Annotated in this window: 28 protein-coding genes; 15 read left to right on the forward strand and 13 right to left on the reverse strand. The window is 69.0% G+C overall.

The genetic code is table 11. From position 1 onward, the window contains the following. Nucleotides 1-42: 42 nt before the first annotated feature. Nucleotides 43-837: a helix-turn-helix domain-containing protein gene (locus ACODT0_RS18690; RefSeq protein ID WP_479672820.1), complete on the reverse strand. Its 795-nt coding sequence runs from the start codon at nucleotides 835-837 to the stop codon at nucleotides 43-45. 154 nt (nucleotides 838-991) lie between these two features. Between ACODT0_RS18690 and ACODT0_RS18695 the strand changes: the two genes are divergently transcribed. The 6 genes from ACODT0_RS18695 (at nucleotide 992) to ACODT0_RS18720 (ending at nucleotide 7,197) form a co-directional block, all read left to right on the forward strand. Beyond that, nucleotides 992-3,013 (forward strand): FUSC family protein, encoded by a 2,022-nt coding sequence (locus tag ACODT0_RS18695; RefSeq protein WP_489041959.1) that lies wholly within the window; start codon nucleotides 992-994, stop codon nucleotides 3,011-3,013. Further along, complete coding sequence (locus ACODT0_RS18700; protein WP_057594640.1) at nucleotides 3,010-3,216, forward strand: DUF1656 domain-containing protein; 207 nt, start codon at nucleotides 3,010-3,012, stop codon at nucleotides 3,214-3,216. The genes ACODT0_RS18695 and ACODT0_RS18700 overlap by 4 nt, the downstream gene beginning before the upstream one ends. 45 nt (nucleotides 3,217-3,261) lie before the next feature. Next, nucleotides 3,262-4,224 (forward strand): HlyD family secretion protein, encoded by a 963-nt coding sequence (locus tag ACODT0_RS18705; RefSeq protein ID WP_489041960.1) that lies wholly within the window; start codon nucleotides 3,262-3,264, stop codon nucleotides 4,222-4,224. Continuing rightward, entirely contained in the window at nucleotides 4,221-5,684 is a 1,464-nt protein-coding gene (locus ACODT0_RS18710) for an efflux transporter outer membrane subunit (protein ID WP_489041961.1), read from the forward strand. The genes ACODT0_RS18705 and ACODT0_RS18710 overlap by 4 nt, the downstream gene beginning before the upstream one ends. Nucleotides 5,685-5,687: 3 nt before the next feature. After that, nucleotides 5,688-6,584: a LysR family transcriptional regulator gene (locus tag ACODT0_RS18715; protein WP_489041962.1), complete on the forward strand. Its 897-nt coding sequence runs from the start codon at nucleotides 5,688-5,690 to the stop codon at nucleotides 6,582-6,584. Nucleotides 6,585-6,771: 187 nt separating this feature from the next. Beyond that, nucleotides 6,772-7,197 carry a hypothetical protein gene (locus ACODT0_RS18720; protein ID WP_057594637.1) on the forward strand — a complete coding sequence of 142 codons (426 nt, stop codon included), beginning with the start codon at nucleotides 6,772-6,774 and terminating at the stop codon, nucleotides 7,195-7,197. Here the strand turns inward: ACODT0_RS18720 and ACODT0_RS18725 are convergent. The 3 genes from ACODT0_RS18725 to ACODT0_RS18735 form a co-directional block, all read right to left on the reverse strand. After that, on the reverse strand, nucleotides 7,187-8,722 hold the full coding sequence (locus ACODT0_RS18725) for a lactonase family protein (protein WP_489041963.1): 1,536 nt from the start codon (nucleotides 8,720-8,722) through the stop codon (nucleotides 7,187-7,189). The two genes, ACODT0_RS18720 and ACODT0_RS18725, sit on opposite strands and share 11 nt — an antisense overlap. Beyond that, the gene (locus tag ACODT0_RS18730; RefSeq protein WP_489041964.1) at nucleotides 8,695-9,177 is read right to left on the reverse strand and encodes a hypothetical protein; all 483 of its coding nucleotides are present in this window, start codon (nucleotides 9,175-9,177) and stop codon (nucleotides 8,695-8,697) included. The genes ACODT0_RS18725 and ACODT0_RS18730 overlap by 28 nt, the downstream gene beginning before the upstream one ends. A gap of 135 nt (nucleotides 9,178-9,312) precedes the next feature. Next, a complete protein-coding gene (locus ACODT0_RS18735) occupies nucleotides 9,313-9,714 on the reverse strand; it encodes a hypothetical protein (protein WP_489041965.1) in 402 nt (133 codons plus the stop codon). Between the two features lie 347 nt (nucleotides 9,715-10,061). Between ACODT0_RS18735 and ACODT0_RS18740 the strand changes: the two genes are divergently transcribed. From ACODT0_RS18740 to ACODT0_RS18780, 9 genes are all read left to right on the forward strand, one after another. Next, on the forward strand, nucleotides 10,062-11,225 hold the full coding sequence (locus tag ACODT0_RS18740) for a replication initiation factor domain-containing protein (RefSeq protein WP_489041966.1): 1,164 nt from the start codon (nucleotides 10,062-10,064) through the stop codon (nucleotides 11,223-11,225). Nucleotides 11,226-11,246: 21 nt separating this feature from the next. Further along, nucleotides 11,247-11,588, forward strand: a complete 342-nt coding sequence (locus tag ACODT0_RS18745) for a hypothetical protein (protein WP_489041967.1) — start codon at nucleotides 11,247-11,249, stop codon at nucleotides 11,586-11,588. Then, nucleotides 11,588-11,818 carry a hypothetical protein gene (locus tag ACODT0_RS18750; RefSeq protein ID WP_489041968.1) on the forward strand — a complete coding sequence of 77 codons (231 nt, stop codon included), beginning with the start codon at nucleotides 11,588-11,590 and terminating at the stop codon, nucleotides 11,816-11,818. The genes ACODT0_RS18745 and ACODT0_RS18750 overlap by 1 nt, the downstream gene beginning before the upstream one ends. Then, nucleotides 11,815-11,988, forward strand: coding sequence for a hypothetical protein (locus ACODT0_RS18755; protein WP_489041969.1), 174 nt, complete (start codon nucleotides 11,815-11,817; stop codon nucleotides 11,986-11,988). Before ACODT0_RS18750 ends, ACODT0_RS18755 begins: the two co-directional genes overlap by 4 nt. Nucleotides 11,989-12,253: 265 nt before the next feature. Continuing rightward, a complete protein-coding gene (locus ACODT0_RS18760; RefSeq protein ID WP_489041970.1) occupies nucleotides 12,254-12,391 on the forward strand; it encodes a hypothetical protein in 138 nt (45 codons plus the stop codon). Nucleotides 12,392-12,514: 123 nt separating this feature from the next. Then, nucleotides 12,515-13,876 carry a hypothetical protein gene (locus ACODT0_RS18765; protein WP_489041971.1) on the forward strand — a complete coding sequence of 454 codons (1,362 nt, stop codon included), beginning with the start codon at nucleotides 12,515-12,517 and terminating at the stop codon, nucleotides 13,874-13,876. An 11-nt stretch (nucleotides 13,877-13,887) separates the two neighbouring features. Then, nucleotides 13,888-14,193: a hypothetical protein gene (locus ACODT0_RS18770; RefSeq protein WP_489041972.1), complete on the forward strand. Its 306-nt coding sequence runs from the start codon at nucleotides 13,888-13,890 to the stop codon at nucleotides 14,191-14,193. 3 nt (nucleotides 14,194-14,196) lie between these two features. Then, the gene (locus ACODT0_RS18775; protein ID WP_489041973.1) at nucleotides 14,197-15,537 is read left to right on the forward strand and encodes a zonular occludens toxin domain-containing protein; all 1,341 of its coding nucleotides are present in this window, start codon (nucleotides 14,197-14,199) and stop codon (nucleotides 15,535-15,537) included. A gap of 60 nt (nucleotides 15,538-15,597) precedes the next feature. Continuing rightward, the gene (locus ACODT0_RS18780) at nucleotides 15,598-15,789 is read left to right on the forward strand and encodes a hypothetical protein (RefSeq protein ID WP_489041974.1); all 192 of its coding nucleotides are present in this window, start codon (nucleotides 15,598-15,600) and stop codon (nucleotides 15,787-15,789) included. Between the two features lie 452 nt (nucleotides 15,790-16,241). Here the strand turns inward: ACODT0_RS18780 and prpB are convergent, their stop codons facing one another. The 9 genes from prpB to ACODT0_RS18825 are packed head-to-tail and all read right to left on the reverse strand — an operon-like array spanning nucleotide 16,242 to nucleotide 25,832. Next, a complete protein-coding gene (gene prpB, locus ACODT0_RS18785) occupies nucleotides 16,242-17,141 on the reverse strand; it encodes a methylisocitrate lyase (protein WP_489041975.1) in 900 nt (299 codons plus the stop codon). Next, on the reverse strand, nucleotides 17,138-18,535 hold the full coding sequence (locus ACODT0_RS18790) for an FAD-dependent oxidoreductase (RefSeq protein ID WP_489041976.1): 1,398 nt from the start codon (nucleotides 18,533-18,535) through the stop codon (nucleotides 17,138-17,140). The genes prpB and ACODT0_RS18790 overlap by 4 nt, the downstream gene beginning before the upstream one ends. A gap of 37 nt (nucleotides 18,536-18,572) precedes the next feature. Further along, nucleotides 18,573-20,210, reverse strand: a complete 1,638-nt coding sequence (locus tag ACODT0_RS18795) for an FAD-dependent monooxygenase (protein ID WP_489041977.1) — start codon at nucleotides 20,208-20,210, stop codon at nucleotides 18,573-18,575. Between the two features lie 29 nt (nucleotides 20,211-20,239). Beyond that, the gene (locus ACODT0_RS18800) at nucleotides 20,240-21,649 is read right to left on the reverse strand and encodes an FAD-dependent oxidoreductase (RefSeq protein WP_489041978.1); all 1,410 of its coding nucleotides are present in this window, start codon (nucleotides 21,647-21,649) and stop codon (nucleotides 20,240-20,242) included. A gap of 5 nt (nucleotides 21,650-21,654) precedes the next feature. Further along, the gene (locus ACODT0_RS18805; protein WP_261214165.1) at nucleotides 21,655-21,903 is read right to left on the reverse strand and encodes a hypothetical protein; all 249 of its coding nucleotides are present in this window, start codon (nucleotides 21,901-21,903) and stop codon (nucleotides 21,655-21,657) included. Nucleotides 21,904-21,945: 42 nt separating this feature from the next. Continuing rightward, nucleotides 21,946-22,701 (reverse strand): SDR family NAD(P)-dependent oxidoreductase, encoded by a 756-nt coding sequence (locus tag ACODT0_RS18810; RefSeq protein ID WP_489041979.1) that lies wholly within the window; start codon nucleotides 22,699-22,701, stop codon nucleotides 21,946-21,948. A 2-nt stretch (nucleotides 22,702-22,703) separates the two neighbouring features. Next, nucleotides 22,704-23,921 carry a 2-methylaconitate cis-trans isomerase PrpF gene (prpF, locus tag ACODT0_RS18815; RefSeq protein WP_489041980.1) on the reverse strand — a complete coding sequence of 406 codons (1,218 nt, stop codon included), beginning with the start codon at nucleotides 23,919-23,921 and terminating at the stop codon, nucleotides 22,704-22,706. Then, complete coding sequence (locus tag ACODT0_RS18820; protein WP_489041981.1) at nucleotides 23,918-25,012, reverse strand: amidohydrolase family protein; 1,095 nt, start codon at nucleotides 25,010-25,012, stop codon at nucleotides 23,918-23,920. The genes prpF and ACODT0_RS18820 overlap by 4 nt, the downstream gene beginning before the upstream one ends. Nucleotides 25,013-25,043: 31 nt before the next feature. Beyond that, a complete protein-coding gene (locus ACODT0_RS18825) occupies nucleotides 25,044-25,832 on the reverse strand; it encodes an SDR family oxidoreductase (RefSeq protein ID WP_489041982.1) in 789 nt (262 codons plus the stop codon). Between the last annotated feature and the right edge of the window lie 15 nt (nucleotides 25,833-25,847).

A 25,847-nucleotide genomic window follows, 5' to 3' on the forward strand; every position in this document is an offset into this window, starting at 1 on the left:
TCGCTCCTGCCGCATTCTGCCTGCCGGGGCAGGGCGCGCGGATCAAGGGCCCACCTTGAACCGCTCGGCGATGTAGGTGGCCGGCGGTTTGCCGAAGGCCTTCTTGAACATCGTGATGAAGGCGGACGGCGACTCGTACCCCAGGCCATAGGCCACCTGCTGCACGGTCGCGCCACCCGACAGCTCGCGCAGCGCCACGATCATGTGCAGCTGGCGCCGCCAGCGGCCGAAGCTCAGGCCGGTCTGCGCCGTGCACAGCCGGGTCAGGGTGCGCTCGCTGGTGCCGGTCTCGGCGGCCCAGTCCTGCAGGGTCCGGCGGTCCGAAGGGTCGAGCGAGATGGCGCGCGAGATCCTGCGCAACCGCGCATCCTGCGGCATCGGCAGCGAGAAGTCCTCGTTCGGCATCGCGCCGAGCTGGTCGAGCACCACATGCGCGAACCGGTCCGTGGCGCTGCCGGGCTCGTAGGTCGGCGCCAGGCCGGCCAGGTGCTGGATCATCTCGCTCAGCATGGTGCTGATGGCCAGGGTGCAGCACCTGGTCGGCAATGCGCCCGCGCCCGGCGCGACGAACAGGTAGAAGATCAGCGCGTTCGCCGTGCCGTGGTTGCTGTGCGGCGTGCCGCCCGGAATCCACACGCCCGCCTGCGGCGGCACCATCCACAGCGCGCCCGGCACCTCGCACGACACGGCACCGCGCAGCGCGATGACGAGCTGCCCCATCTGGTGCTGATGGACCGGGATCTCGCGCGCACGCGCCTCGACGTCCACGCGAAGCGCCATCACGGGCACGGTGAGCGGGTAGTCCAGGCCTTCGGGGACGACCTCGGGGCGTTGCATGGTCTCCATGAGCGTTGCTGCGAACCCGCCATTCTCGCCCGCCGGCCGCGGGGCTCCGCACGGAAGGGACGCAGTCCGCGCCGTGGCCGAAAAGAGAAATCGTTCGGCCGGGATTGCAATTTCCGACACGGACGGCGCTGCCTAGCATCGACGCATGCAACGGATCCGCTTCTCTCGCCAGGAGATGCTCTTCTCCCTCAAGAGCTTCGCGGGCGCCATGCTCGCGCTCTACCTGGCCTGCCGCGCCGGCCTGCCACGGCCCTTCTGGGCCTTCATGACCGCGTACATCGTGGCGCATCCGCTCGCGGGCCAGGTGCGCTCCAAGGCGCTCCATCGCTTCGTGGGCACCGTGCTCGGCTGCGCGGCCACCGTGGCGCTGGTCCCCGCGCTGTCGGCCGCGCCCGAGCTGCTGACCCTGGCGCTCGCGCTGTGGACCGGGCTGTGCCTCTACCTCTCGCTGCTGGACCGCAGCGCGCGCTCCTATGTCTTCCTGCTCGCGGGCTACTCGGCCGCGCTCATCGGCTTCCCGCTGGTGGAAGCGCCCGCGGCCATGTTCGACACGGCCATGGCGCGGGTGCAGGAGATCGGACTCGGCATCCTGTGCGCCAGCCTGGTCCACGGTCTCGTGCTGCCGGCCAGCCTGGCGCCGTCGCTGCTGGCCCTGATGGACCGCGCGCTCGGCGACGCGCGCCGCTGGATGAACGACCTGCTCGGCGACGGGCACGCGGACGGCATGCGCATGGCCGCGGACCGCCAGCGGCTCGCGCTGGACATCACGCAGCTGCGCCTGCTGTCGACCCATGTGCCCTTCGACACCGGCAACCTGCGCTGGACCGCGGGCGCCATTCGCGCCATGCAGGACCGCCTCTCGGCGCTCGCGCCCACGCTGTCGGCGATCGAGGACCGGCTCGAGGCGTTGAAGGCCGCCGAGGGCGAGGTGCCGGAAGACATCGTCTCGGCGCTCGAGCGGCACGCGGGCTCGATGGCGCCGCCGGGAGCAGGGCAGCCGGCCGCGTCCATGGACGAAGCACGCGCCGCGTTCCAGGCCCTGGCGGATGGGCCGGCGGCGTCGCCCTGGATCCGCGCGCTGCGCATCGACCTCGCCGTGCGGCTCGACGAACTGGTGTTCGAGTGGCGGGCCTGCGTCGGGCTGCGCGCCGACATCGACGCCGGCCTCGCCGGCGGCGCGATGCCGCCGCGGCGCAGCGCGGCACTCGGCCAGAAGGTGCTGCATCGCGACCGGGGCCTGGCACTGCGCTCGGCGGCGACGGCCGTGCTGGCCACCTGCGCATGCTGCGCGGCCTGGATCGCCACGGCATGGCCCTCGGGGTCGGCCGCGGCGATGTCGGCGGCCGTCTTCAGCAGCTTCTTCGCGACGATGGACGATCCGGTGCCCGCCATGCACAGGTTCGTCGTCGCCTTGCTGTGGTCCTTGCCGGTGTCGGTGTTCTGCGTGCTGGTGGTGATGCCGCTGGCGCGCGACTTCGGCATGCTGGCGCTGTGCATCGCGCCGTTCTTCCTGCTGGTCGGCTGCTACATCGCGCGGCCCGCCAGTTCGCTCGCGGCGCTGGGCCTGTTCTTCGGCGTGGCCGGCACGCTCGCCTTGCAGGACACCGCCAGCGCGGACCTGCCGACCCTGCTCAACTCGAACCTCGCGTTGATCCTGGGCGGGGTGGCCGCGGCGCGTGTCACCGCATTGGTGCGCAGCGTGGGCAGCGACAGGAGCGCCCGGCGCCTACGGCGCGCGACCTCGCTCGACCTGGCCGAGCTCGCGGCTCGCCCGCGGGGCGCATCCGCGCGCGACGCCTATGCGGGCCGGATGCTGGACCGTATCGCGCTGCTCGCACCGCGCACGGCACCGGGCGCGGGCGAGGAAGCCCGGGCCCACGCGCGGCTGGCGCTGCGCGAGCTGCGCACGGGTGCCGACATCGCAACCCTGCAACAGTGGCGCCGCTGCCTCCCCGCCGGAGCCCTCGGCCGCCTGCTCGCGGACTCGGCCCGGGTCTTTCGCGCCCGGGCCGCGGGAGCGCCGCGGCGCGATGAACCGCTGCTGCCGCAGATCGACCGCCTGCTGCTCGACGCGCTGCACGGCGGCGCCGCGCCGCCCGCCATCGCGGCCCTCGTGGGCCTTCGACGCAACCTCTTTCCGGCGGCCGACGGCACGCTCCACCCATGATCGAAACGAGTTTCCACGGCGTGTACCTGCCGGGCCTGATGCTGCTGGCCGGCGGCGCGCTGGCGTGTTCCTGGGCGCTGCGCCGCCTGCTGGCGCTGGCCGGCGTCTACCGCTGGGTGTGGCACCCGGCCCTGTTCGACCTGGCGGTGTACGTGCTGCTGCTTCATGCCCTGGCCCGTTTCACCGGCGCCTTCGCCACCTGATTTCCGCGCTTCGCATTCCATTGCCTTTTCATGAGACCTGACGCCATGTCCTTTCCTGCATGGGCCCGACCGGGCGCCCGCGCGCTCCTCACCCTGGCGGTCGTCGCCGCCGCCTGCGGCTCCGCCTGGCAACTGTGGGACCACTACGAGCTGGCCCCCTGGACCCGCAACGGACGCGTGCGCGCCGAGGTCGTGCAGGTCGCGCCCGACGTGTCCGGCCTGGTGACCGAGGTCGCGGTGCGCGACAACCAGTTCGTCGCCGCCGGCGCGCCGCTGTTCTCGCTGGACAAGGCCCGCTTCGAACTGGCCGTGCAGCAGGCCGAGGCGGCCGTCGCCGCGCAGGCCGTCGCGCTCGACAACCAGCGCATCCTCATCGCGCAGGCACGGCGCGAGAACGACCGCAACACGGGCCTGGCCGAGCTGGTCTCGCGGGAGCTTCGCGAGCAGTCGCGCCTGCGGCTGGACCAGGCGAACGGCACCCTGCGCGCGGCCGAGGTGGCGCTGCGCCAGGCGCAGGTCGCGCTGGACACCGCGCGGCTGAACCTGCGCCGCACGCAGGTGCATGCGCCCGCCGACGGCCTCGTGACCAACCTCGACCTGCGGCAGGGCGCCTACGCGAGCGCCGGCCATCCGGTGATGGCGCTGGTGGAAGCGGGGTCGGTCTACGTCGAAGGCTATTTCGAGGAGAACAAGCTGCCGCGCATCCACCTGGGCGACCGGGTGCGCGTGACGCCCATGGACTCCGGCGCGCTCGAAGGCAGCGTGGAGAGCATCGCGGCCGGCATCGCCGATCGCGATCGCAGCACCGGCGCCAACCTGCTTCCCAGCGTGAACCCGACCTTCAACTGGGTGCGGCTCGCGCAGCGCGTGCCCGTGCGCGTGAAGCTGGACGCGCTGCCGGCGGGCACGCGGCTGGTCACGGGCCAGACGGTCACGGTGCAGGTGCTCGGGGCCCCGGCGGCGCCGGAGACGGCCGCCGCCGCGCGCCGTGCGGAGCCACGAGGATGACCCGCCTTCACCGACACCTGGCCACCGTCGCGGCGGGCGCGCTGCTGGCCGGCTGTGCCCATTCGCCCATCGGCCCCGACTATGTCGCGCCGGCCGCGCTCTCGCCCGCGCAGGCGGCCTCCGCGGGGCCGTTCCTGTCGGCCGGCGGTAATGCGACGGACGCGGCGCTGCCGCCGAACTGGTGGCATCTCTACGAGGACCCGCAACTCGACGCGCTGGTCGCCCGGGCCCTGGCGCACAACGCCGACCTGCGGCAGGCCATGGCCAGCCTCGAGCGCGACCAGGCGCTCGAAGCCGAGGTGCGCGGGCCGCAGCGGCCGACGCTGGCCCTGAACGGCGGCCCCGGCTTCGGCCATGTCTCGGGGCTCACGCTCGTGCAGAAGGACTACGAGCCGCCGAGCCGCTTCACCTATGGCGTGGGCGCGAACCTGTCCTACCAGCTCGACCTGTTCGGCCAGTTGCACCGCGCCATCGAGGCGGCCGAAGCCGGCAGCGGCGCGGCGCGGGCGGCCGTCGACCTGGTGCGCGTCAACGTCGCCGGCGGCACGGCCCGGGCCTATGCCGAGGCCTGCGCCACCGGCTTGCGTCTGCGCAGCGCCCGCGAATCGGTGCGGCTGCAGGAAGAGGCCGTGCAGCTCGCGCAACGGCTGCAGCAGGGCGGCAGGGTAGGGGCCATCGACACCGCGCGCGCACGCGGCCAGCTCGAACTGCTGCGCGCCTCGCTGCCGCCGCTGCGGGCGCAGCGCCAGAACGCGCTGTACCGGCTGGCCACGCTGACCGGCGCGGCCCCGCGCGACTTCCCGGCCCAGGTGGCCGCATGCGACAGCCCGCCGCGCGTGGCGGGTCCGTTGCCCGTGGGCGATGGTGCAAGCCTGTTGCGTCGCCGGCCCGACGTGCGACAGGCCGAGCGCAGCCTCGCGGCCGCCACCGCCCGCATCGGCGTGGCGACGGCCGAGCTCTATCCCAAGGTCGTGCTCGGCCTGTCGGCCCGCTCGGCCGGCTTCATGGACCGGTTCGGCAACCGCGAGTCGTTCAGCTACAGCCTGGGGCCGCTGGTCAGCTGGACGCTGCCCACCAACGGCGTGGCCCGCGCGCGCATCGCGCAGGCCGAAGCCGCCACGCGGCAGGCCGCCGCGCGCTTCGATGCCACCGTGCTCACGGCGCTGCGCGAGGTCGAGAGCGCCCTCGAGTCCTACGCGCGCGAACTGGAACGGCACGCCGCCCTCGCGGCCGCCCGCGACCAGAGCGCCGTCGTGGCGGCACAGGCGCGCACGCTCTACGTCAGCGGCAAGACCGCGCAACTCGATGCGCTCGATGCCATGCGCACGCTGGCGGCCAGCGAGGCGGCCCTCGCGGCATCGGAAGCCCGGCTCGCGGACGACCAGTTCGCCGTGTTCATGGCGCTCGGCGGCGGCTGGGGAGGCCAGGGGCAGGACCTGCTCGCCGGCGTGGCGCCATAGGCCATGGAAGACTTGCAGCAGCTCAGGGTCTTCGCCGAAGTCGTCGCCCGCAAGAGCTTCACGCGCGCGGGCATCGCATTGGGAATTTCCAAGGCCAGCGTCACCAAGATCGTGGCCCAGCTCGAGAAGGGCGTGGGCGTGCGGCTGCTGAACCGCTCGACGCGTTCGGTCACGCCGACCGACGCCGGGCAGACGCTCGCGCGGCGGCTGGCGCCTCTGTTCGGCCTGCTCCAGGAGCTGAGCACGGAACTGTCGGACTTCGCGGCGCATCCGCGCGGACGCCTGAGGGTCGCGGCGCCGCACGGCCTGTCGCTGAGCCTGCTGGGCTGGCAGATCGAGGACTTCATCACCGACCACCCCGACGTGCACGTGAGCATCCACCTGAGCAATCGCGACGACGACCTGGTGATGGGAGGCATCGATGTCGCCTTGCGCATCGGGCCCATCGAGGCCAGGGACGTCGTGGTGCGCAAGCTTCGGCCCATGCCGCTGGTGCTCTGCGCATCGCCGCAATACTGGGCGCGCAAGGGCATGCCGTCGAAGCCCGAGGACCTGGCCCGGCACGAACTGCTGACCTTCTCGCTGTGGGACGCGTCGCCCCGGCTGCCCTTCCTGATCGATGGCAAGACGCACCACGTGCCCGTGCGCAGCCGCCTCGATGCGGACGATGCCGCACCGCTGATCGCACTGGCGGTGAAAGGGCTCGGCGTCACCTGCGTGCCCGAGGTGCTGGCGCGCGCGCACCTGGGCTCGGGTGCATTGGTGCCCGTGCTGAAAGATGCGATGCCCCCGACGATCTGGCTGTATGCGACCTACGCGCATCGCAATCACAAGAGCGCGGCACTGCGGGCATTCCTGGACTTCCTCACGTCGAGCGCCGGGGATCTCTCCGTGCGCTGATGCGGGCACCGGCGATCCGTCGAAGCTTGCCCTGAACCTGGGCTGGGCTGGCCTGGCTGGACGCTCTCACGTCGTGGCGCGCCGATTCGCACGGACCCCTGCAAGGCACATGGATGGCGGCGTGATCGGAAAAGCGCCTACGAGCAGGGCATGTTCCTCGTTCCATAAAGTCGTTTCGGGGGCGCCAATGTTCGACTTCAGCCAGGAGAAGGTAGCGATGCGTCGAAAGATCCTCAACGAGCGGCAGCTTCGCGTGCTGGACAGCATGAGGCTGCTGGCGTCCTTCTGGCAGCGGCGCCTGCCCGCCGAATCGACCTCCCCCGACGAGATCGAACAGCTCCTCTCGCTGGAGGCTGCCGGCCTCGTGAAGGCACGCTTCGACCCGCCGCGCAGGGAGCGCACCGGCGAGCTCGTGATCGCACGCGCGGTCGTTCTCGAAGTCACGGCCGAAGGACTCTCCGCGCTGACGCACGCGCAGCGTCAGCAGCCGGGCATTCTCGGGGAAGCGCCGGGTCGCCGACCCGTTCGGTCGAGCCGGGCGCGCAAGCTGGAGGCGCGCGCGAACCCGCTCGACGCCTGCCGCACGAACGTCCGCGGGCCTCTCAGCGATTGAGCAGCACCATCGCCCTGATCGCGGGCCCGACCTGCGTGGTCAGCGTGTTCGCGTAGCTGGCCTGGGCGGGGTCGATGGTGCGGCGGAAGAGGTTGAGGGAGCCCACGAGAAAGTTCACGCCGTCGCTCGAAGGGTCGAAGGCGGTGGCCACAGGATTGATCAGGCCGTGGATCGGGAAGGGCGTCCCCAGTGCGCCGGTGGCCATGTCGGTGATCGCCCGCGTGTATTGCAACTGGTTGACCGTATCGACCAGGCTGAGCATGCGGCCCCTGCCGTCGATGGCCAGGGAGGTCGACCCATCCACTCCCAGGCCGGCCACCGTCAGGGCCGTCTGCGTGAGGGCGCCGGTCGACGCATGGATCGAGTAGGTCCGCAACATGCCATCCGTGCCGATGGCATAGAGGTAGGCGCCGGAAGGGTGGACCACGACCGATACCACGTCTGTTGTTGCTTGCCGGACCGGGTCATCCAGCGTGCCATCCGCGCGGATCGGCAGCGTCTGGATGCCCTGGCCGCTGGTGCCGACGAACACGAAGCGCCCCAGCGGATCCACCGCCAGCGGCAGCGGCAGCGGGGAGGTACCGCTGGCGCCCGAGAGGAATTTCTGCTGAAGAACGCCCGGTGCCGCGGGCGTGGCCGGGGGCACGGCATACGTGCTCAGCAGGCCGTCGCCGTTCGCGACGACATAGAGATAGTCGCCGCTGGGATGCATGCCCACCGCGACAGCTCCGCGGGCGCCCAAGGTTGCGGAGCTCATCGTATCGATGCCATCGCCTTGCCGGATGGCATACACCCGACCGCTGTCGCTCCCGCCGAACACGAGACGCCCCTTCGGATCGGCCGCGAACGACACGAAGGTGGCGGGCGCGATGGTCGATGCCTGTGCCGTCAGGTCGGCGGCGCTGTAGCGCATGAGCATGGGAATGCTGGAGCCGAGCAAGGAGGACACGTAGACGCTGCGCGTCGCGGGAGTGGCGCAGGCCACGCTCACATCGTCGATGTCCGCCGCGGCGACCGTGCCGTTGCCCCGGCCGACGGTGCAGAACTGGGTGTACATGCGCGGCTGGGATTTCACCGTCACGGCATACGTGCTCCCTTCGGCGACGGAGGTCGCGAACTGGCGCCTGCCATTGGCGCCGACGGCCAGGTCGTCGCCCGAATTGTTCTGCAGCACCAGGCCCTGTCCGTCGAGACCGCTCACCGTGACGTTCACCGCACGGGTGCGGGTGGCGCAGACCACCTGCACCGAAGCCACGTCGTCCGCGTCGATGGTGCCGCTGCCCTGCGCCACCGAGCACAGCTGGGTCGGTCCACCGGGCTGCGTCTTCACGGTCACCGCATAGGCGGCGCCGCTGGCCACCGCGACCGGAAACACGAAGCTGCCGTTGGCCGCGACGGGCAGATCGTCCCCCGCATTGTTCTGCAGCACCAGGCCCGTGCCGGCCAGTCCGCCGACCGTGCCGCCCACCGCGTACGACTGCGTGGCGCACAGCACCTTCACCCCGGTGACCGCCGTATCGGCCACGGTGCCCGTGCCGCCGTTGACCGTGCAGACCTGGAAGGTCCGCCGGGCTGGGACCGCACGCTCACCGCGTAGGTCGCGCCTTGCGCCAGCGCGGTGGAAAAGGTGAAGGCACCATCGGCCGACACCGCCAGCGTGTCGTCGTTGTTCGCCAGCACGAGCCCGTGGCCCTTCAATCCGGTGACCGTTCCCCCGATGGTGAGCGGCGGGGGCGGCTCCGGCACGGAAGGCTCCGTCGGCACCGAAGGCTCCGTCGGCGCGGAGGGCTCCGTCGGCGTCGTCGCGGGGCCGACGGGCGGCAGTGCGAACGCGCCGCCACCGCTGCCTCCACCACCGCCGCAAGCGGCCAGCAGCAGCACCAGCAGTGCGCAGCTGCGGCGTGCGACGGCCCGAAGCGAGCCGGTGCTGTGGGTTGACGAAACAGGGGCGGGGATGGCCGCGAGCGTGTGCTGTTGCATGAAACGATGAGCCCGGTGGCACGACATGGCGATCGCGGGGCAGGGTCGGGAAAACGGGCGATCCTAGGGAGCTCCGCCTCGAGAGCCAATCCCCGAGAACTGGTAAATCGAGGGCTGCGGCTGCATCGTCTTTCGTCAGCGTGATTTGACATAACACTCATTGTGTAGTGGCTTCAGCACCGGCATCGCTTCAACCCTCTGGGGGATGAGCGAAGAAATCGCTAGTACCACGGCGCCAACGATACCGGCTATTGCGCCAGTCAGACGCGATGACTTTCCCAAGGCTTTCATGAGCAGGTCTCCCTTCGAAGTGCCTTGATGCTTGTCCAGTGTCGCGCGTGCGAGTTCTGCCACTGGATCGAGTCCTGCCACTGCGGCCAACAGCGCGCGGTTCTCGGGAGAGCAAGAGGCCCGGTCGTGGCGCCAGTTGCTCACGTTTTGAGGCATCGCGCCGATCATTTTCGCGAGTCGGTAATCGCTACCGGCTATCGCAGATGCCTTGTCGATCAAAAGATTTAACTCTTCAATCTGATTCATTTAGTAACTCCTGAGGCTAGTATCTCGCCCGGCTAGTAGTAGCTCTGACAGTTATATGACCGTCAGTTACTAATCGTGAGGGCGATTATGGCGCTGATTACCACAACCGGAAAACTAGGCGAGGGCAAGACCTATCGCCTCCGTAACGGCCAGTCCGGAGCGGGAATGCTGTCCGGCTGGATCACGCCGCCTGTCGCGGGCTCACGCCGGAGCAAAGCGGGCGCCGACACGAGCGCACGCGCCTGCGCGGGCGCCGGGTCGGTGTCAGCCACCCCCGTTGGTAATCACGGGGGTAACGTTCGATGACGCGCCCGGCTCGGAACTCGCTCGTCTTGGATGGTGGTGAGGTGAAGTGGAGGCTCCAAGCGGAGCGCAGGGCGTCGAAGACTAACGTCCATGTTGACTGGGTTCGTTTCACTGTCCAGCGTCGCAATGCCGCCCTCCCCTCGGCCGAGCTGCTGTTCGGGCCCGAGCCCTTCAACATCTGGGAAGCGCAAGCGCATCGGGTGCACAAGGTGCTGGCCGAGCTACCGAACGAGGAGCACTGGGCGGGCACGCAGGCGATGCAGCTCGCGCAGACCGTCGCGGGCATCCTCGGCCGAGAGTTCAGCGTGCACCCCGAGATTCGCAAGGGCCATGACTTCTATCGCTACCGCTGGAGCATCGAGCGCAACGGCCAGGAATGCGGCTGGGTCGGCTTCCTGACCAGCAGTGACAGCCCTCGGCAGCAGGCACAAGCGCAGACGCTGCACTGCAACCTCTTCGGAGCCGCGTGCACGTTCGCAGAGCACGAGTGGACCACGCGCCTGGCGAAGCTGATTGATGACGAAGACGGCGATGTGACGCGCGTCGATCTCGCGTTGGACTTCTTCGACGGTATGCCAGGCGGCATGGAGCGCTTGGCCACGGACTACCGGGCGGGGGCCATGGATGTCTACGGCAAGCGGCCGAAGACCACGCAGCCAGGCGACTGGATCAATGGCAAAGCGCGGTCCTTCTACCTGGGCATGAAGTCCACGGGAAAGCAGACCAACGTGTACGAGAAGGGTCACCAGCTCTTCGGCGAGGACTCTGGCAACCCCTGGGTGCGCATCGAGACGCGCTATGGCAACAAGGTGCGGGAGCTGCCCTCCGACATGCTGCGGCGGCCGGCTGACTTCTTTGCAGGTGCGTCCGCCTGGCATTCGGAGATGCTCGCGCTCGCAGATGAGCTGTTCGAGCGGCAGCGCATTAAGACCACTCCGCGCCTGCCCCTGGAGACGGTGAACGCGGAAGTCTCGCGCTGCATCCGCTGGCTGCGCAATGTGGCCTCGCCAAGCGTGTCCTTCGCCATCAAGCACCTCGGCGTCGATGTGCTGCTCGACCTCTTCCCCGTTGGTGACGATGGCCAATACAAGCGGCCGGGGCGGCTCAAGGCCTTCTCCGAGCTGGAGCTGGCTGCATCAGCCGCCCGCACCGTCGTGACCTTTCTACAGCCCGCAGGCCCTGGCCAGGCCATGCAAGCGGCTTAACCCGGCCTGGAGAAAACCAGTATGCAAATGCAATCGGAAGTGCTTGTGCACGGTATCAAGGAATCGACCGGCACGTTCGAGGGTCGCGCGTTCAGCTCGACCGTCTTCCACTGCGAAGTGGATATGAAGGAGAACGGCGCAGGCCGCGCGCTCGGCCACGTGACGCGCCCGTTCAAGCTCGGCGATCACACCGAGTTCGAGAAGTGGGCGCACCTTGGCCCGACGCTCAACGCGGCGCCCATCCGCGCCATGGCGACCTTCGAGGTCGAGGCCACGCGTGAAGACGGGACCAAGATCATCATGGTCGCGATCAAGCCGCTCGACATGAAGCAACCCGCTCAGCGGGGTCCGCAGGCGGCGTGATGCGGTTCGTCGTCCAGTCTCTCGAAACAGGGCGGTTCCTCTGCCCGTCACTAGTTGATGGCCAGCCGGAATGGGTGCGCTCGTTGCGGGAGGCTGGCGGCGGTGTCATCACCGACGAGGAGGAAGCCATGCACATGGCCATCGAGTACGCCGAGCATGGTGAGCCGGTGACTGTGATCGATTTGGATCGCCTGGGCACGGCCGACGACTATGCAGAGGGCGTGCGATGACGTTCGAGTTCTGCATGGTCGTGTTCTTCTGGAGCATTGCGGCGTTTGTCGGTCTGTGGCTCGTGGCCGACGTCATCGAGCGTGCCGCACAGCGCGGCGAGCGCATCTACCTGGCACGCAACCGCGATCACGCGGCCGTGCCCTGCATTCGCTGGAGGGATGAGGCGTGATTTGCGCGCAAGCCCTGCCAGCACTAGCGGATGGCTCGCAGCCGCTCGCAATCACGGCCTCGCAGCCGTCGGACCTTTCAACCTGTTCGTATGTCGTTGTCGCCGGGTCCGAACTCGGCGTTGCATCGGCGTTCGTGACTCCCTCGCCAACCGAGTTTGCTGCCGTCTGGGCGTGGGGGTTTTCGTGTGTGGTCGTCTGCTACCTCTTCGGGTGGGCAGTCGGGACGGTGGTCAATTTCATCAACTCACGTTAAAGGAAATCATCATGGACTTTTCTTCGATCACGGGCGCTGTGGACTTCGCCGCAATCGGCGTTGGCATCCTGGCCATCGGCGCGCTGAAGGTCGTGCCGGAAGTCGTGCGCTACGGCGCCAAGAAGGTCATCGGCTTCATTCGCGGCTGATGCCACTAGCTCGGGTCGTCACTAGTGACGGTCCGAGCATTACCACCATGTGGCTCATCCTTGCTTTCTTCTGCGGCGTCCTCAGTGGCGCCGCTTGCGTTATGGGCCTTCGGGTCAATTGACATGACGCGTCATCTGCTGCGCGTGTTCGCGCTGTTGCTGCTGCTGGTCGCTGGGCAGGCTGTTGCGTTGATTCCTACGGTCGCTGGCACTGAGTACAGAATTCAAAATCCGCAGGGTTGGTTTTCAACAAAGGAGGCGGCTTGCGCGGATTGGATGGCCTATCTAGGCGGGGATACGTTGACCACCTTCGCGAATTCCTATATCAACGCCAATGGCAGTTGTGCCTATCAGAGGTTTCAGCGAAGCAATGGTCAGCGCGTGTCGGATTCCGCTGGTAGCACCTTCCAGACTCGCGCCGCGCAGCTTTGTCCTGCGAACAGCACGCTTACGGGGACTCAGTGTGCTTGCAATTCACCTTATACCGAGAATGCTGCACACACTGCGTGCGAGCTGAATCAAGCCAACTGCACGCCTGGTCAGACGATCAGCGGCGGTTACTTCGATGCGGGCAGCGAGATTGCCAAAGGGCCGCCGTACATCGTTTGTTCCAAGGGTTGTGCCGCTGCTTTCGATGGGGAGTTTCCTGCGGGCTCTGCCCTTGTTCAGGGCAAGAAGCATTACTTCGCCAAGGGTTCTTACTCGACGAATGGCAGTAAGTGCGATTCTGGCGGTGGCCCTGGTGTGCCCACCGGCGATGGGAATGCGCCCTCCCCTAACGATGCGGTGCCTCCCGATTCCTGCGCGCCTGGCGAGGCTGCTGGCGTGGTGAACGGCAAGCCTGTGTGTGCGCCGGATATGTCGCAACCTGGTGACGGCACGAAGCCGCCAGGCACGCCCGACCCGCCGAAGTCCGACGACAAGAAGACGTCAGAGACGACGTCAGAAACGGCGACGAATGCCGATGGATCGAAGACCACGACAACGACGACGACGACGAAGAATGTCGACGGGACGTCGACCACCACGAAGACTGTTCGCACTACAAACCCGGATGGCACCTTGCGTAGTGAGAGCACCACTACGACCGGGAGTGGTGTGACGAAAGAGGCCGAGAAGGAAGGCGACAAGAAGGCTGAGAAATGCGAGAAAAACTCGTCGGATACCGGGTGTGGTGGTGACCCCACGAAGGTGGATGGTTCGAAGCTGTACACAAAGGGTGAACGTACCTTCAAGGGGGTGCTTGTCGCTGGTAAAGATGCCATGCTGTCGTCTCCTGCAGGTGCTGCTGTTGCGGGCTTCTTCAACGTCGCAGGTGGCGGTTCCTGCCCCACGAGCGAGGGTTCGTTCCCGCTGTTCGATAGAACGGTGTCGTTCAGCTTCGATGCGTTCTGCTCGACCATGGCGGAGCGCGTCATGTTGGCCATCAAAGGCGTGCTGATGCTGCTGGCCACGATCTGGGCCTTCCGCTCGGCGATCGAGTAATCGGAGACAGCATGCTCAAGCAATTTACCGACTGGTTGTGGTCCTTGGTCGTTGCCGTGTTCGGCGCCATGTGGGACTTCGTGCAAGACGCGTTCGTGGCTGTGCTCGATGGCCTGGTCGGCGCGTTTGTCTACATCGTGTCCATCATCCCTGTGCCGGCCTGGCTGTCGGGCGGGCTCGGCGGTGTCTGGTCCGGCATGGACGGCGGAATCATCTGGGTGGCTACGCAATGCGGTGTCCCGCAGGCCATGGCCATCATCGGCGCGGGCTACGCGTTCAGGCTCACGCGCAAGTTCTTTACCCTCTTCCAGTGGTAGACCATGGCAATCCTTTTTTACGAGGGCCTGCCTCGTTCTGGCAAGTCGTACGAGGCAATGAGTACGCTTGTCATTCCGTGGCTCAAGAAGGGCCGCGAGGTGGTGGCGTACATCGAGGGGTTGGACACCGAGGCGTGCCAGGCACGGATCGCCGAAGCTGCCGACATTCCCTTCGAGCAGGTCAAGGCATTGCTGTTTCCGCTGACGCGCGAGGACATGCGGCCCCGCGAGGTGAAGCGCAAGGGCAAGATGGTCACCATCGACGGGACGTGGATCGAAAAGACCCGGGACAACGCCCTGCACGTCTTCGATGAGGCGCAGAGCTGGTGGGGCAATCGCACCAAGGCCACCGAGGAGCTGACGTTGTTCGTGTCGGAGCACGGCCACCGTGGCATGACGGTGCTGCTCATGGGTCAATCCCTGCTCGACGTGTTGGCGCTCTGGCGGCGGCGGGTTGATCAGAAATTCACGTTTTTGAAGCTGTCCGCGCTCGGCCAGGACAAGCGGTACCGCGTCACGATCTACAAGGGCCAGGGCAACGGCGAGTTCGTCAAGGTCACCGACAACATCAACAAGTACGACGTGAAGTACTTCGGGACCTACAAGAGCCACAACTCAGAGGAGATCGACACTGAGACGTACACCGATAACCGCGCGGTGTTCTGGAAGAGTTCGGGCTTTCAGTACGGGGCGATGATCGCGATCTTCTGCCTGGTCTGGGGTGGCTGGAAAGCCTACGCGTTCTTCAAGCCACCGCAGCCAACCGCGGTTGCGCATTCGACTGCGGCAAGCGGCAAGGCTCCGCCAACGGCCGGAATGGCACCGCCAAGCGCTCAAATCGCACCGGTCAAGGCCCAGGCACCAGCGGCCGAGAAATCGCCTCAGGAGCGCTATTTCAATGACCTCACCTCGAAGTATCGGATTCGACTGTCCGGCCTCCTCGTCGGGCGCGGCCACACTGCCGGGGTCGTGGAGTGGATCGACGGTGGTACGCGAGTCGTGGAGCGGCAGACCCTCGATACCTTGCGCGACCTCGGAGTGGCCGTGATCGTGACTGGGCCTACGGTGCGGCTCCAGGTCGGGGAGTGGTCTTCGATGGCCACGATGTGGCCGATGGAGGGGGAGCTACGCGTGTCCGACGCGAGGCAGGACCAGATCCGCTCTGAGTCCGGTCGCGTTGGCGCGGACCAGGCTGACCAGGCGGCCAGTCGTCCGGCCGGTCTGACGCTCATTGACAACGGCGTCAAGCGCCAGCCGGCTGCGCCGTTGGAGACGCAGGGCGGCAACAACGGATTTCAGCCGCGAGTTAAGGCGGGCTCGCCCTGGTCCTTTCAGACCCAGTAGACAGGCCGTCACTAGTGACGGTACGATCTGGGCATGCAACGTAAACGGAAGGTGGAACCTATGACCGGCGCAGAGCGGCAAGCGGCTTACCGAGCACGCAAGGGAAAGCAGGTGGTGCTGCTCCTTCCCGACGATGTGAAAGAAGGCTTGGACGCGTACCTGGCCAGGCAGAACATGGACGGCCAGGTTGGCATGACTGTGAGCGACGTTGTCGCGAAGCTCCTGCGCGCGCAGTTGCTGCGGAAGAGGTAGCTCATGAGCTGGGACTCATACGAGTTTTCGGTCATCTGCTGCTGCGCGCTCTTCGGTGTGGTGGGGCACCTGGCGATCAAGGCTGTGAAGAGGCAGCTAGACAAGGATTCTGGCGATCGCGATCACTAGTTACATGCCGAGACGCTAGCGCAACCCTGTTGCAAAACCATTGCCGGAGCCCTTGTGGCGTAGGCGTGTATCCAAGAGGGTGCAAGGTGGTTAGCTGCCCTGCCCTGCTCGCCCGTGCAGAAGGAAAACGCTGGCGGCCGCCAGCTCCTGCGGTCGAAAAAGCTAAGGCCCCTTACGGGGCCTTTTCGTCGTTCATACTCTTTCAGAGATTTACGATTTTTCAAGCTGGAAACGCTTGACATAAGCCCGCTTGTGTCTCACGGAATTGGCGTATCACTCATTGTTTTTTTGAAACGACTGCAGCCACAGCAGCCAAGGCCCCCTCAAGCCCCGCGACGCCCCTGCGAAAACAACGCATCGAGCCGCTGCTCAAAGGCGTGATAACCGATGCGTTCATAGAGCTCCTCGCGCGTCTGCATCGAATCCAGCACCGCGCGCTGATGACCATCGCGACGAATCGCACCATAGACCGCCTCGGCCGCCTTGTTCATCGCGCGGAAGGCGCTCAAGGGATAGAGCACCATCGCGACGCCGGCGGAACGCAGTTCCTCGACCGAGAACAGCGGCGTCTGGCCGAACTCCGTGATGTTCGCGAGCACCGGCACGCCGGTGGCGTCCACGAAGCGCCGGTAAGTCGGCAGGTCCTGCGCGGCCTCGGCGAACACGGCGTCGGCGCCGGCCTCGACACAGGCGCGTGCGCGCTCGATCGCTGCATCGACGCCCTCCATCGCGATCGCGTCGGTGCGCGCGATCACGAAGAAGGCATCGTCGGTGCGCGCATCCACGGCCGCCTTCACGCGGTCGGCCATCTCGCGCACGCCGACGATCTCCTTGCCCGGCCGATGGCCGCAGCGCTTGGCGCCGACCTGGTCCTCGATGTGGCAGGCGGCCGCGCCGGCCTTGACCAGGCTGCGCACCGTGCGCGCAATGTTGAAGGCGCTGGGGCCGAAGCCGGTGTCGATGTCCACCAGCAGCGGCGTGTCGCACACGTCGGTGATGCGGCGCACGTCGACCAGCACGTCCTCCAGGCCGCTCATGCCGAGGTCCGGCAGGCCCAGCGAGCCCGCGGCGACGCCGCCGCCCGAGAGATAGATGGCGCGGTAGCCGGCGCGGCGCGCCAGCAGCGCATGGTTGGCGTTGATGGTGCCGACGATCTGCAGCGGCGACTCCTCGCGCAGCGCAGCGCGGAAACGCGCGCCGGGGCTGGTCTGTCCCGCGCTCATGCCGCGGCCCTCGCCACGGCATGCTGCGCCGCCAGGCGTCCGAAGATGCAGCCCTTGGCCAGCGAGGAACCGCTCATGTAGGTCTCGCCATGGAAGCCGCCCATCACCTCGCCCGTCGCATAGAGGCCCTCGATCGGCCGCTTGTAGACGTCGAGCACGCGCGCATCGACGTCGATGTGCAGGCCGCAATAAGTCGAGGTCAGTCCGGTGGTGCAGGCCAGGCCGTAGAACGGCCCGGTCTCCACGCGCGTGGGCTTGCCGTAGCCGGTGCTCAGCGAGGTGCGGGCGAAGGCATCGGGCTCGGCGCCGTCGCAGGCGCGGTTGTAGGCGTCGACGGTCTCGCGCAGCGCGGCGGCCTCGATGCCCAGCGCGGCGGCCAGCGCCTCGAGCGAATCGGCCTGCTTCACCAGGCCGGCATCGAGCGCGCCCTTGTAGTCGGCCACCGTGGGCAGCGGCGAGGACTGGTCCATCACCCGCTGGTCGAAGACCTGGAAGCCCAGCAGCTCGGGCTGCTCGAGGCAGCGGTCGCCGATGGTCTTGTACGACACCGATTCGTTCACGAAGCGGCGCCCTGCCCTGTTCACGATGATCGCGCCGCGGTACATGGCCGACACCAGCCGCGGCGCCACCTCCTCCTTGCCCGGCGCCGGCTCCGCCACGGGCGCGCCGAAGGTGCCCTTGACGTAGCCGAGGTCGATCAGGTCGGCGCCGAGCGCCCAGGCCATGCGCAGGCCGTCGCCGGTGTTGCCGTGGCCGCCCATGGGCCGCGCGTCGCGCAGGTGCGGCGCGAAGCGCTCGACCAGGTCGGGCGCGCGCGAGAAGCCGCCGGTGGCGATCACCACGCCGCCGCGCGCGCCGATGCGCTCGCCGTCCTTCAGCACCACGCCGGTCACGCGGCGCGCGTCGCCCTCGCCCTGGGTCAGCAGCCGCTCGACGTGGGCGCCGGCGCGGTACCCGACGCCGGCCGCGAGCGCCTGCGCATGCAGCGTCTCGAGCACCAGCACGGGGTCGATGCTGTGGTTGCGCGGCACCGACTGGCTGCCGCTCAGCGAGACCTTGTCGAAGCGCAAGCCCATCGCCTGCAGCCATTCGTAGGTCTCGTACTGGCGCTCGGCGTACACATGCACCAGCGCCTTGTCGTTGCGATGCTTGCCGGCCTCGAGCAGGTCCTGCTCGAGCAGCTGCGCGCTGTCGGGAATCTCGTTGCGCCGCTGCACCTCGGTGCCGGCGAACGCGAAGGCGCCGCCGCACATGCGGGTGCTGCCGCCGTACAGCGCGGTCTTCTCGAGCAGCAGCACGCTGGCGCCGCGCCGCGCCGCCTCGATGGCCGCGCAATGGCCGGCCATGCCGGCGCCGATCACGACCACGTCGTGCTGGTTCTCTTGCTGTGTCATTGCATTCCTCTCGTTTCCATTTCTTCGTCTATCCCGCTCAATGTCCGGCCACGGTCTTCACCAGCGCCGCCGGGTCGCGCGGCATCGCATCGCCGCGCCAGGCCACGTGCCCGTCGGGCCGCACCAGCACATGGCGCTTCTGGTAGGCCGCGATCACCTCGGGCTCGCGCATCGCCTGCTGGCGCACGGGCACGCCCGCCGCCTCGGCCGCGGCCAGCAGCGCGGCGGCCTCGTCGACGTGGGCCGCATCGCTCATCAGCACGAAGCCGCGGCCGAACAGGTCGAGCGTCGAGCGCCCGTCCTCGAGCCAGGCATGCGGCGCGCGCGCGCCGGGCCGCGTGCCGGGCCGGTAGTTCACGGCATCGAGGAACTCGGCCTGGATCTGCTCGGGCGACTCGGGCTCGTCGTAGACGCACACGGGCGAGCCGGTGTAGCGGTTGCCCAGGTGCATGTTCTTCGAGAACCACTCCTTGCGCAGCCCGTCGGACAGCGCCTGCCCCACCTGCGCGCGGGCGCGGTCGCCCGCCTCGCCGGGCTCGAAGACCCGTGCGGTGTGCGGCACCTGCTGCATCACCTCGAGGTTGCTGGTGGAAAAGCGCGTGATGCGGTGCGCGATCGGGCGGCGCTCGATGCCGTAGGACGCCAGCAGCGCCGGACCGCCCCAGCCCTCGAGGCAGGCCGAGAGCTTCCACGAGATGTCGACCGCGTCGCCAATGCCGGTGTTCATGCCGAGCCCGCCGGTCGGCGAGGTCAGGTGGCAGGCATCGCCCGCGATGAACACGCGATCGCGCCCATAGGCGTCGGCCACCTGCTCGATGCGGGTCCAGCGCAGGATGCTGAGGATCTCGAGTTCGAACACGCGGCCCACCGCGCGGTGCGCGAAGGCCTTGAGCTCGTCGTCGCCGTAGACCTTGCGTTCGTCGGCGGTGCCGATGATCGACATGCGCCACTGGTCCTTGCCGTTGATCGCGACGATGGTGGCCCACACGCCCTGCGCGCCGACGAACATGTAGCGGTAGCCCGGCACCTTGTCGTGCAGCGCGTTGAAGCCGGCGCAGCGGAAGATCACGTTGGTGGTGTGCGTGAGCACGCCCTTGCCCTGCATGCCGATGCCCAGCCGCTCGCGCACGGTGCTGCGCCCGCCGTCGCAGCCGACCAGGTAGCGCGCGCGGTAGACGGTCCTGACGCCGGTGGCGGCGTGCTCGACGGTGGCGGTCACGCCCTCGGCGTCCTGCTCGAAGTCGAGCAGCCGCTGGCCGTAGCGCAGCGAGACGCCCGGGCGCGAGCGCGCGAACTTCTGCAGGATCGGGTCGAACATGTTCTGCGGGCAGCGCTCGCGCTTCTGCGGGCTCTCGGGCGGCGGCCGGTCGTCCTGCATCGCCGGCATCGGCTGGCGGCCCAGCTCGTAGCCGTCGAGCGTGGTCAGGTAGACGTTGTCCTGCGGATAGGCGCGGTTGTAGTCGCTGCCCTCCACGTCGGCCACGATGCCCCACCGCCGGCAGAACTCCATGGTGCGCACGCCCACGCCGTCCATCTTGGCCTGCCGCACCACGCCGTCGCCCTGCTCGATCAGCACGCACGCATGGCCGCGCCAGCCCAGGTCGCCCGCGAGCGACAGCCCCACCGGACCACCGCCCACCACGAGCACGTCCGTCTTCACTGCTTGTTGTTCCATTGCTTCCCAGTCTTGATGTTGCGCATCGCTCAGGAGCGCGCCGTTGCGCGCTGGCCCACGATGTGCTCCGCGGCACGCAGGCCGGTGGTCGCAGCCTTCGCCAGGCCGCCCACGTAGCCGACGTCCTCGCCGCCCTCGAGGCCGCCGCTGGCCCCGCCGGCCGCGTACAGCCCCGCGAAGGGCGCGCCCTGTTCGTCCATGGCGCGCGACCATTCGTCGATCGCGAGGCCGCCCATGGTGTAGGTGATTCCGGCGCATACCGGCACGCCGTAGAAGGGCCCGGTCACGACCGGCAGCGCCTTGTAGCGCTCCAGGCTGCGCGGCGGCGCCAGTCTGGCCGTCGTGCCCGCCGCCAGCGCGGCGTTGTGGCCCGCGACCGTGGCCGCGAGCGCCGCACCGTCGATGCCGAGCTTGCCGGCCAGCGCCTCGATCGAATCGGCGCGCTCGATGGCGCCGCCGCACTTCTCCATGTGCGGATTGGGCGGCAGGAAGCGCGAGGTGCCCGGCCCGTCCCAGATCGGCTGGTCGAAGACCACGAAGGCCGACAGCGGGTCCGCCAGCGCCGCGATGCGGTTGGCCAGGTAGACGCCGCCGCGGCCCTCGTCGGCGATGCGCTGCCCGCCGGCATCCACCACGATGGCGGCTGTGGCCACGTTGTCCATCCACGGCAGCGGCCACAGCCGGTCGTCGGTCATCGCGTTGCGGTTCATCACGTGGCCGTAGAAGCCGCGCAGGTCCGACAGCCGTGCCCCGGCCGCCTGTGCCATGCGCACGCCGTCGCCCAGGCCCGAGCGCGCATTGCGCTGCAGCAGCTTCGCGGGCTCGGGCGAGATGCTCTGGCGCAGCAGCGCCGGATCGCACTGGAAGCCGCCGTCGGCGATCACGACCGCGTCGGCCTCGATCGAGAACGGCCCCTCCTGCGCCAAGCCCTTCACGCCGACGCAGCGGCCATGCGCCACCATCAGTTCCTGCGCGCGGTGGCCGCGCCTGAGCTCGCCGCCATGACGCGCCAGGGCCGCGCCCAGCGTGCGCAGCAGCACGTCGCCGCCGCGGCCGCGCCATTCCGAACCCACGCGCTGCAGCGAAGGCGGCGACAGCACGAAGTTGTGGTGCGGCTCGGAACCGCCCTTGATGAAACGGATGCCCTGAGACTGCAGCCACTTGACGGCGCGGCGCGCATCGGTCGCGATGGCGCGCGCGAGGCCCGCGTGCGCGGCGCCGTGCGTCGCGTCGAGGATGATCCGCTCGAGCCGGCCGGCCTCGGTCTGGATGTCGTTGAGGCAGACGTGGAAGGCGCCGCCGGTCAGCCGCGAATTGCACAGGTACTCGGGATCGGCCGAGCGCTCGAGCACCACCACGCGCAGCCCGGCCTCGGCCGCGCGCACGCCGGCGGTCAGCCCCGCCAGGCCCGCGCCCACCACGCAAACGTCGAATGTCATCGTGCTCATCTCGGCATCAGCGTCTCGGCGACCAGCTCGATCACCTCGACCGCCACCTTCATGGCCATGTGCACCGCCGCCGCGAGCACCAGCGCGATCGCATACAGCTCGACGACGCCGGTGCGCCATGCCAGCCAGATGCCCAGCGCGGCGACGCCCGCGCTGGCCACGCCGACGATGCGGCGCTTGTGCTTCAACACCGACCGGATCTGCGGAAACGGCGCTGGCGCTTCCTGCTCCAGGGTCTGCTCCATCGGGGGAACTCCTTGATCGTTGGAAAAAAATGGGGACCGGCCTCAGGCCATGGTCTCGCCGCCGTTGATGTCGACCACCGTGCCGTTGACGAAGCTGGCGCCGTCGCTGGCGAGGTAGAGCACGGCCGAGGCGATCTCGCCGACCGTGCCGAGCCGGCCGGCCGGAATCTTCTTCGCGGCCTCGGCGAGCACCTCCGGCGCCGAGGTCCGCGCCAGCGGCGTCTCGATCTGCCCGGGCGCGATGCAGTTGGCCGTGATGCCGAACGGCGCGTAGTCGCCCGCGATCTTTCGCGTCATGCCGATCACCGCGGCCTTCGACGCCGAGTAGTGGGTGCCGGCGCGCGGCGAATAGGTGCGGCCCGCGCGCGAGGCGATGTTGACGATCCGGCCCCATCCCTTGTGCTTCATCGCCGGCAGCATCTTCTGGCACAGCAGGAACGGCGCGGTGGTGTTGACGCGGAAGACGAACTCCCAGTCCGCCAGCGCGATGGCCTCGAACTGCGCGATGCGGCCATCGACCTTGGGATGCACGCCCGCGTTGTTGACCAGGATGTCGACGCCGTCGCACAGCGCCAGCACCTGGTCGCCAACGCGATCGAGCGCGGCCAGGTCGGAAAGATCGGCGACGACGGCCTCGGCCTTCGCGCCCGCGGCGGCAAGCTCGGCGGCCGCTTCGCGCACCTGCTCGCTGCGATCGAGCAGGATCACGCGGAGGCCGGCTTCGGCCAGCAGCCGCGCGCTCTCGCGGCCGATGCCGCTGGCCGCGCCCGTCACCAGGGCGGTTCGTGTAGAGGTCATGTTCATTGCTCCTTGTTCGTTGAATTTGCGGGGGCCGCCTCGAAGCAGGCCGCCGGCACGCAGACGGCGCCGACCATCAGCCGGCGCGCGCTGCGCGACAGCGACACGCGCCGGATCCGCCAGTGCCCCTCGGGTGCCCGTTCGGCCTGCGCGCCGACCTCGATCGCGCCCGAGGCGTGGCCGAAGCGCACGCTGCCATCGGCCTTCGCCGGCGCGATGCGCGAGACGACGGTGCCCGGCACCGCGGCGGCGGCGGCGATCGCCACCGCGCCGGTACCGGTCATCGCGTGGTGCAGCTTGCCCATCGACAGGATGCGCGCCACGAGATCGATCTCATGCGCCGCCACGCGGCGTCCGCCGGCCACGGCGTGGTCGACCGGCGGCGCGACCCAGGCGAGCTTGGGCGTCGCGGGACGCGATTCGGTGGCCTCCTGGGCCGTGCGCGCCAGCCCCATGCGCACCGCCGCGTGCGCGCGCAGCTGCTCGAGCCGGGCGAGCAGCTCGGTGTTCGCATTGATCTCGCCCTGCGATTCGGTGCCGGTGAGCCCGAGGTCGGCGGCCGCGACGAACACGGTCGGGTTGCCCGCATCGACCAGGCTGGCCTCGACGGTCGCGGCGCCGGGCACTTCGAGGATGTCTATCGCCCGGCCTGTGGGGAAGAGAGCGCCACCACCGCCCTCCTCCCCTCCCGCCGGGTCGAGGAAGTCCAGCCGTATCGCCGCGCCCGGAAAGCTCAGGCCATCGAGCTCGAAATCGCCCTCCTCGACCACCTCGCCGTCGCGCATCGGCACCTGCGCGACGATGCGCTTGCCGATGTTGGCCTGCCAGATCCTCACGGTGGCCATGCCATCGCGCGGCGCATCGACGAGGCCGCACGCGATCGCGAAGGGACCGACCGCGGCGCTCAGGTTGCCGCAGTTGCCGCTCCAGTCGATCACCGGCGCCTCGATGGCGACGGCGCCGAACAGGTAGTCGACATCGCAGTCCGGCCGGCTCGCGGGACCCACCAGCACCACCTTGCTGGTGCTCGAGGTCGCGCCGCCCAGGCCGTCGATCTGCTTGCCGTAGCGGTCCGGGCTGCCGATCGCGCGCAGCAGCACCCGGTCGCGCAGCGCGGCATCGCTGGCCATGCCGTGCGGCAGCGCGCGCGTGTCGAAGAACACGCCCTTGCTGGTGCCGCCGCGCATCCAGGTCGCCGCGATCTCGCGCTGTCCCGTCATGCGGTGTGCTCCGGCGCGCGCTGCGCCAGCGCGGCCGGCAGACGGTAGGTGCGTACCGCCGTGCCCGCCAGCAGCGCCGCGCGCTCGTCGCTCGACAGCGGCGCGGCCAGCCGCTTGAAGGTGTTCCACATCGTGCGGTAGCTGCACAGGGACTTGTCGACCGGGAAGTTGCTCTCGCACATCGCGCGCGCCGGGCCGAAGGCCTCGAGGCAGACCTCGAAGGACGGCCGCCAGGCCTCGGCCAGTTCCGCCGACGTGGGCGGCAGGTCGCGGTCGTGGAAGCCGAAGCCGCCCAGCCGCATGCCGATGCCGCCGATCTTGATCGAGACCTGGGGCCGCTTCGCGAGCTCGCGGATGCCGGCCGCCCATTGCGCGAAGGTGGCCGCGGGATCGGCCGCGTAGGGGCCGAGGCCGGCGCGTCCGCCCATGTGGTTGAGCACCACGCGGACCTCGGGATGCGCATCGACCAGGTCGACGAGCTCGGCCAGCTGCGGGTGGTAGACCCAGGCGTCGAACACCAGGTCGAGCGGCGCGAGCTGCGCGAAGCCGGCGCGGAAGCCCTTGTCCATCAGCAGCCCGCGCGGCGGCGGCCGCACGAGAGTGCTGACCTCGGGACTCGCGTCCCAGGCGGCCATGTGGCGGATGCCGCGAAAGCGATCGGGCGCGCGCGCGACGCAGGCCTCGAGCAGCTCGCGCGCCGAGGCGCCCTCGCTCAGGTCGACCTTGCCCACGATGGCCGCGCACACGCGCACCGGTCCGTAGACGCCGCTCGCGCTCATCGCGCCGATGCCGTTGGTGAACTCCACCTGGCCCAGGCAGGCCAGGCGCGGGTCGCCGTCGGCGCGGTACATCGAGGTGCATTCGACGAAGCCGGTGCCGCGCACGTGGTGGCCGCTCGCCTGGATGTCGGCCAGGATCTCGGGCAGCAGGTACAGGCTGTGCGGGCGCCGGTCCCACAGGTGATGATGCGGATCGAAGATCGGCAGGTCGGGTTCGAGCACGGGCTCGCTGCGCAGGGCCAGCCATTCCTCGTCGACGAAATGGTGCGGCGCGGCGCCGCGCAGGGGTTTGGCGTGATGAGCAGTCGACATGGCGTTGTCCTTTCTTATGGCGACGCGGCGCTCAGGCCATGAAGGTGCCGCCGTTGACGTCGATCACGGCGCCCGTCAGGTAGCCCGATTGCTCCGAGGCCAGGAAGGCGGCGACGTGCCCGATCTCCTCGGGCGTACCGATGCGGCCGACGGGAATCGCGCCCACCAGCCGCGCGCGCTGCGCCTCGTTGCCCTGCTGCGTCATCGGCGATTCGATGCGCCCGGGCGCGATGCAGTTGACCGTGATGCCGTCGGCCGCCACCTCGGCGGCCAGCACGCGGCTCATGCCGATCATTCCGGCCTTGGAGGCCGCGTAGTGCACGCCGGCCGTGCCGACCAGCGTGCGGCCCGCGCGCGAGGACATGTTGACGATGCGGCCCCAGCCGTTGCGCCGCATCGCGGGAATGGCCTCGCGGCTGAACACGAAGGCGCTCGTGAGGTTGACGTCGAGCACCTCCTTCCACTGCGCGGTGCTCATGGCCGTGACGCCGGTGCGCTCGCCGTCGGTCTTCGGATGGATGCCGGCGTTGTTGACCAGCACGTCGAAGCGGCCGAAGCGCTCGAGCGCCGAGGCCACGAGCGCGCGCACGCCGTCCTCGTCGGTGACGTCGAGCACCGCCGCCTCGATGCGCAGGCCGCGCGCGGCATGCGCGGCGACCGCCTCCCCGACCTTGGGCGAGCGGTCGATGGCGATCACGTGCAGGCCGGCTTGCGCCAGCGCCACGGCCACGCCGAGGCCGAGGCCACCGCCCGCGCCGGTGACGGCGGCGACCCGCACGGGCCCGGGCGCGGAAGGATCGATGGATGTCTGTGGGGTCATGGAATCTCGTGTCCT

Source organism: Variovorax sp. FG153, assembly GCF_057809595.1.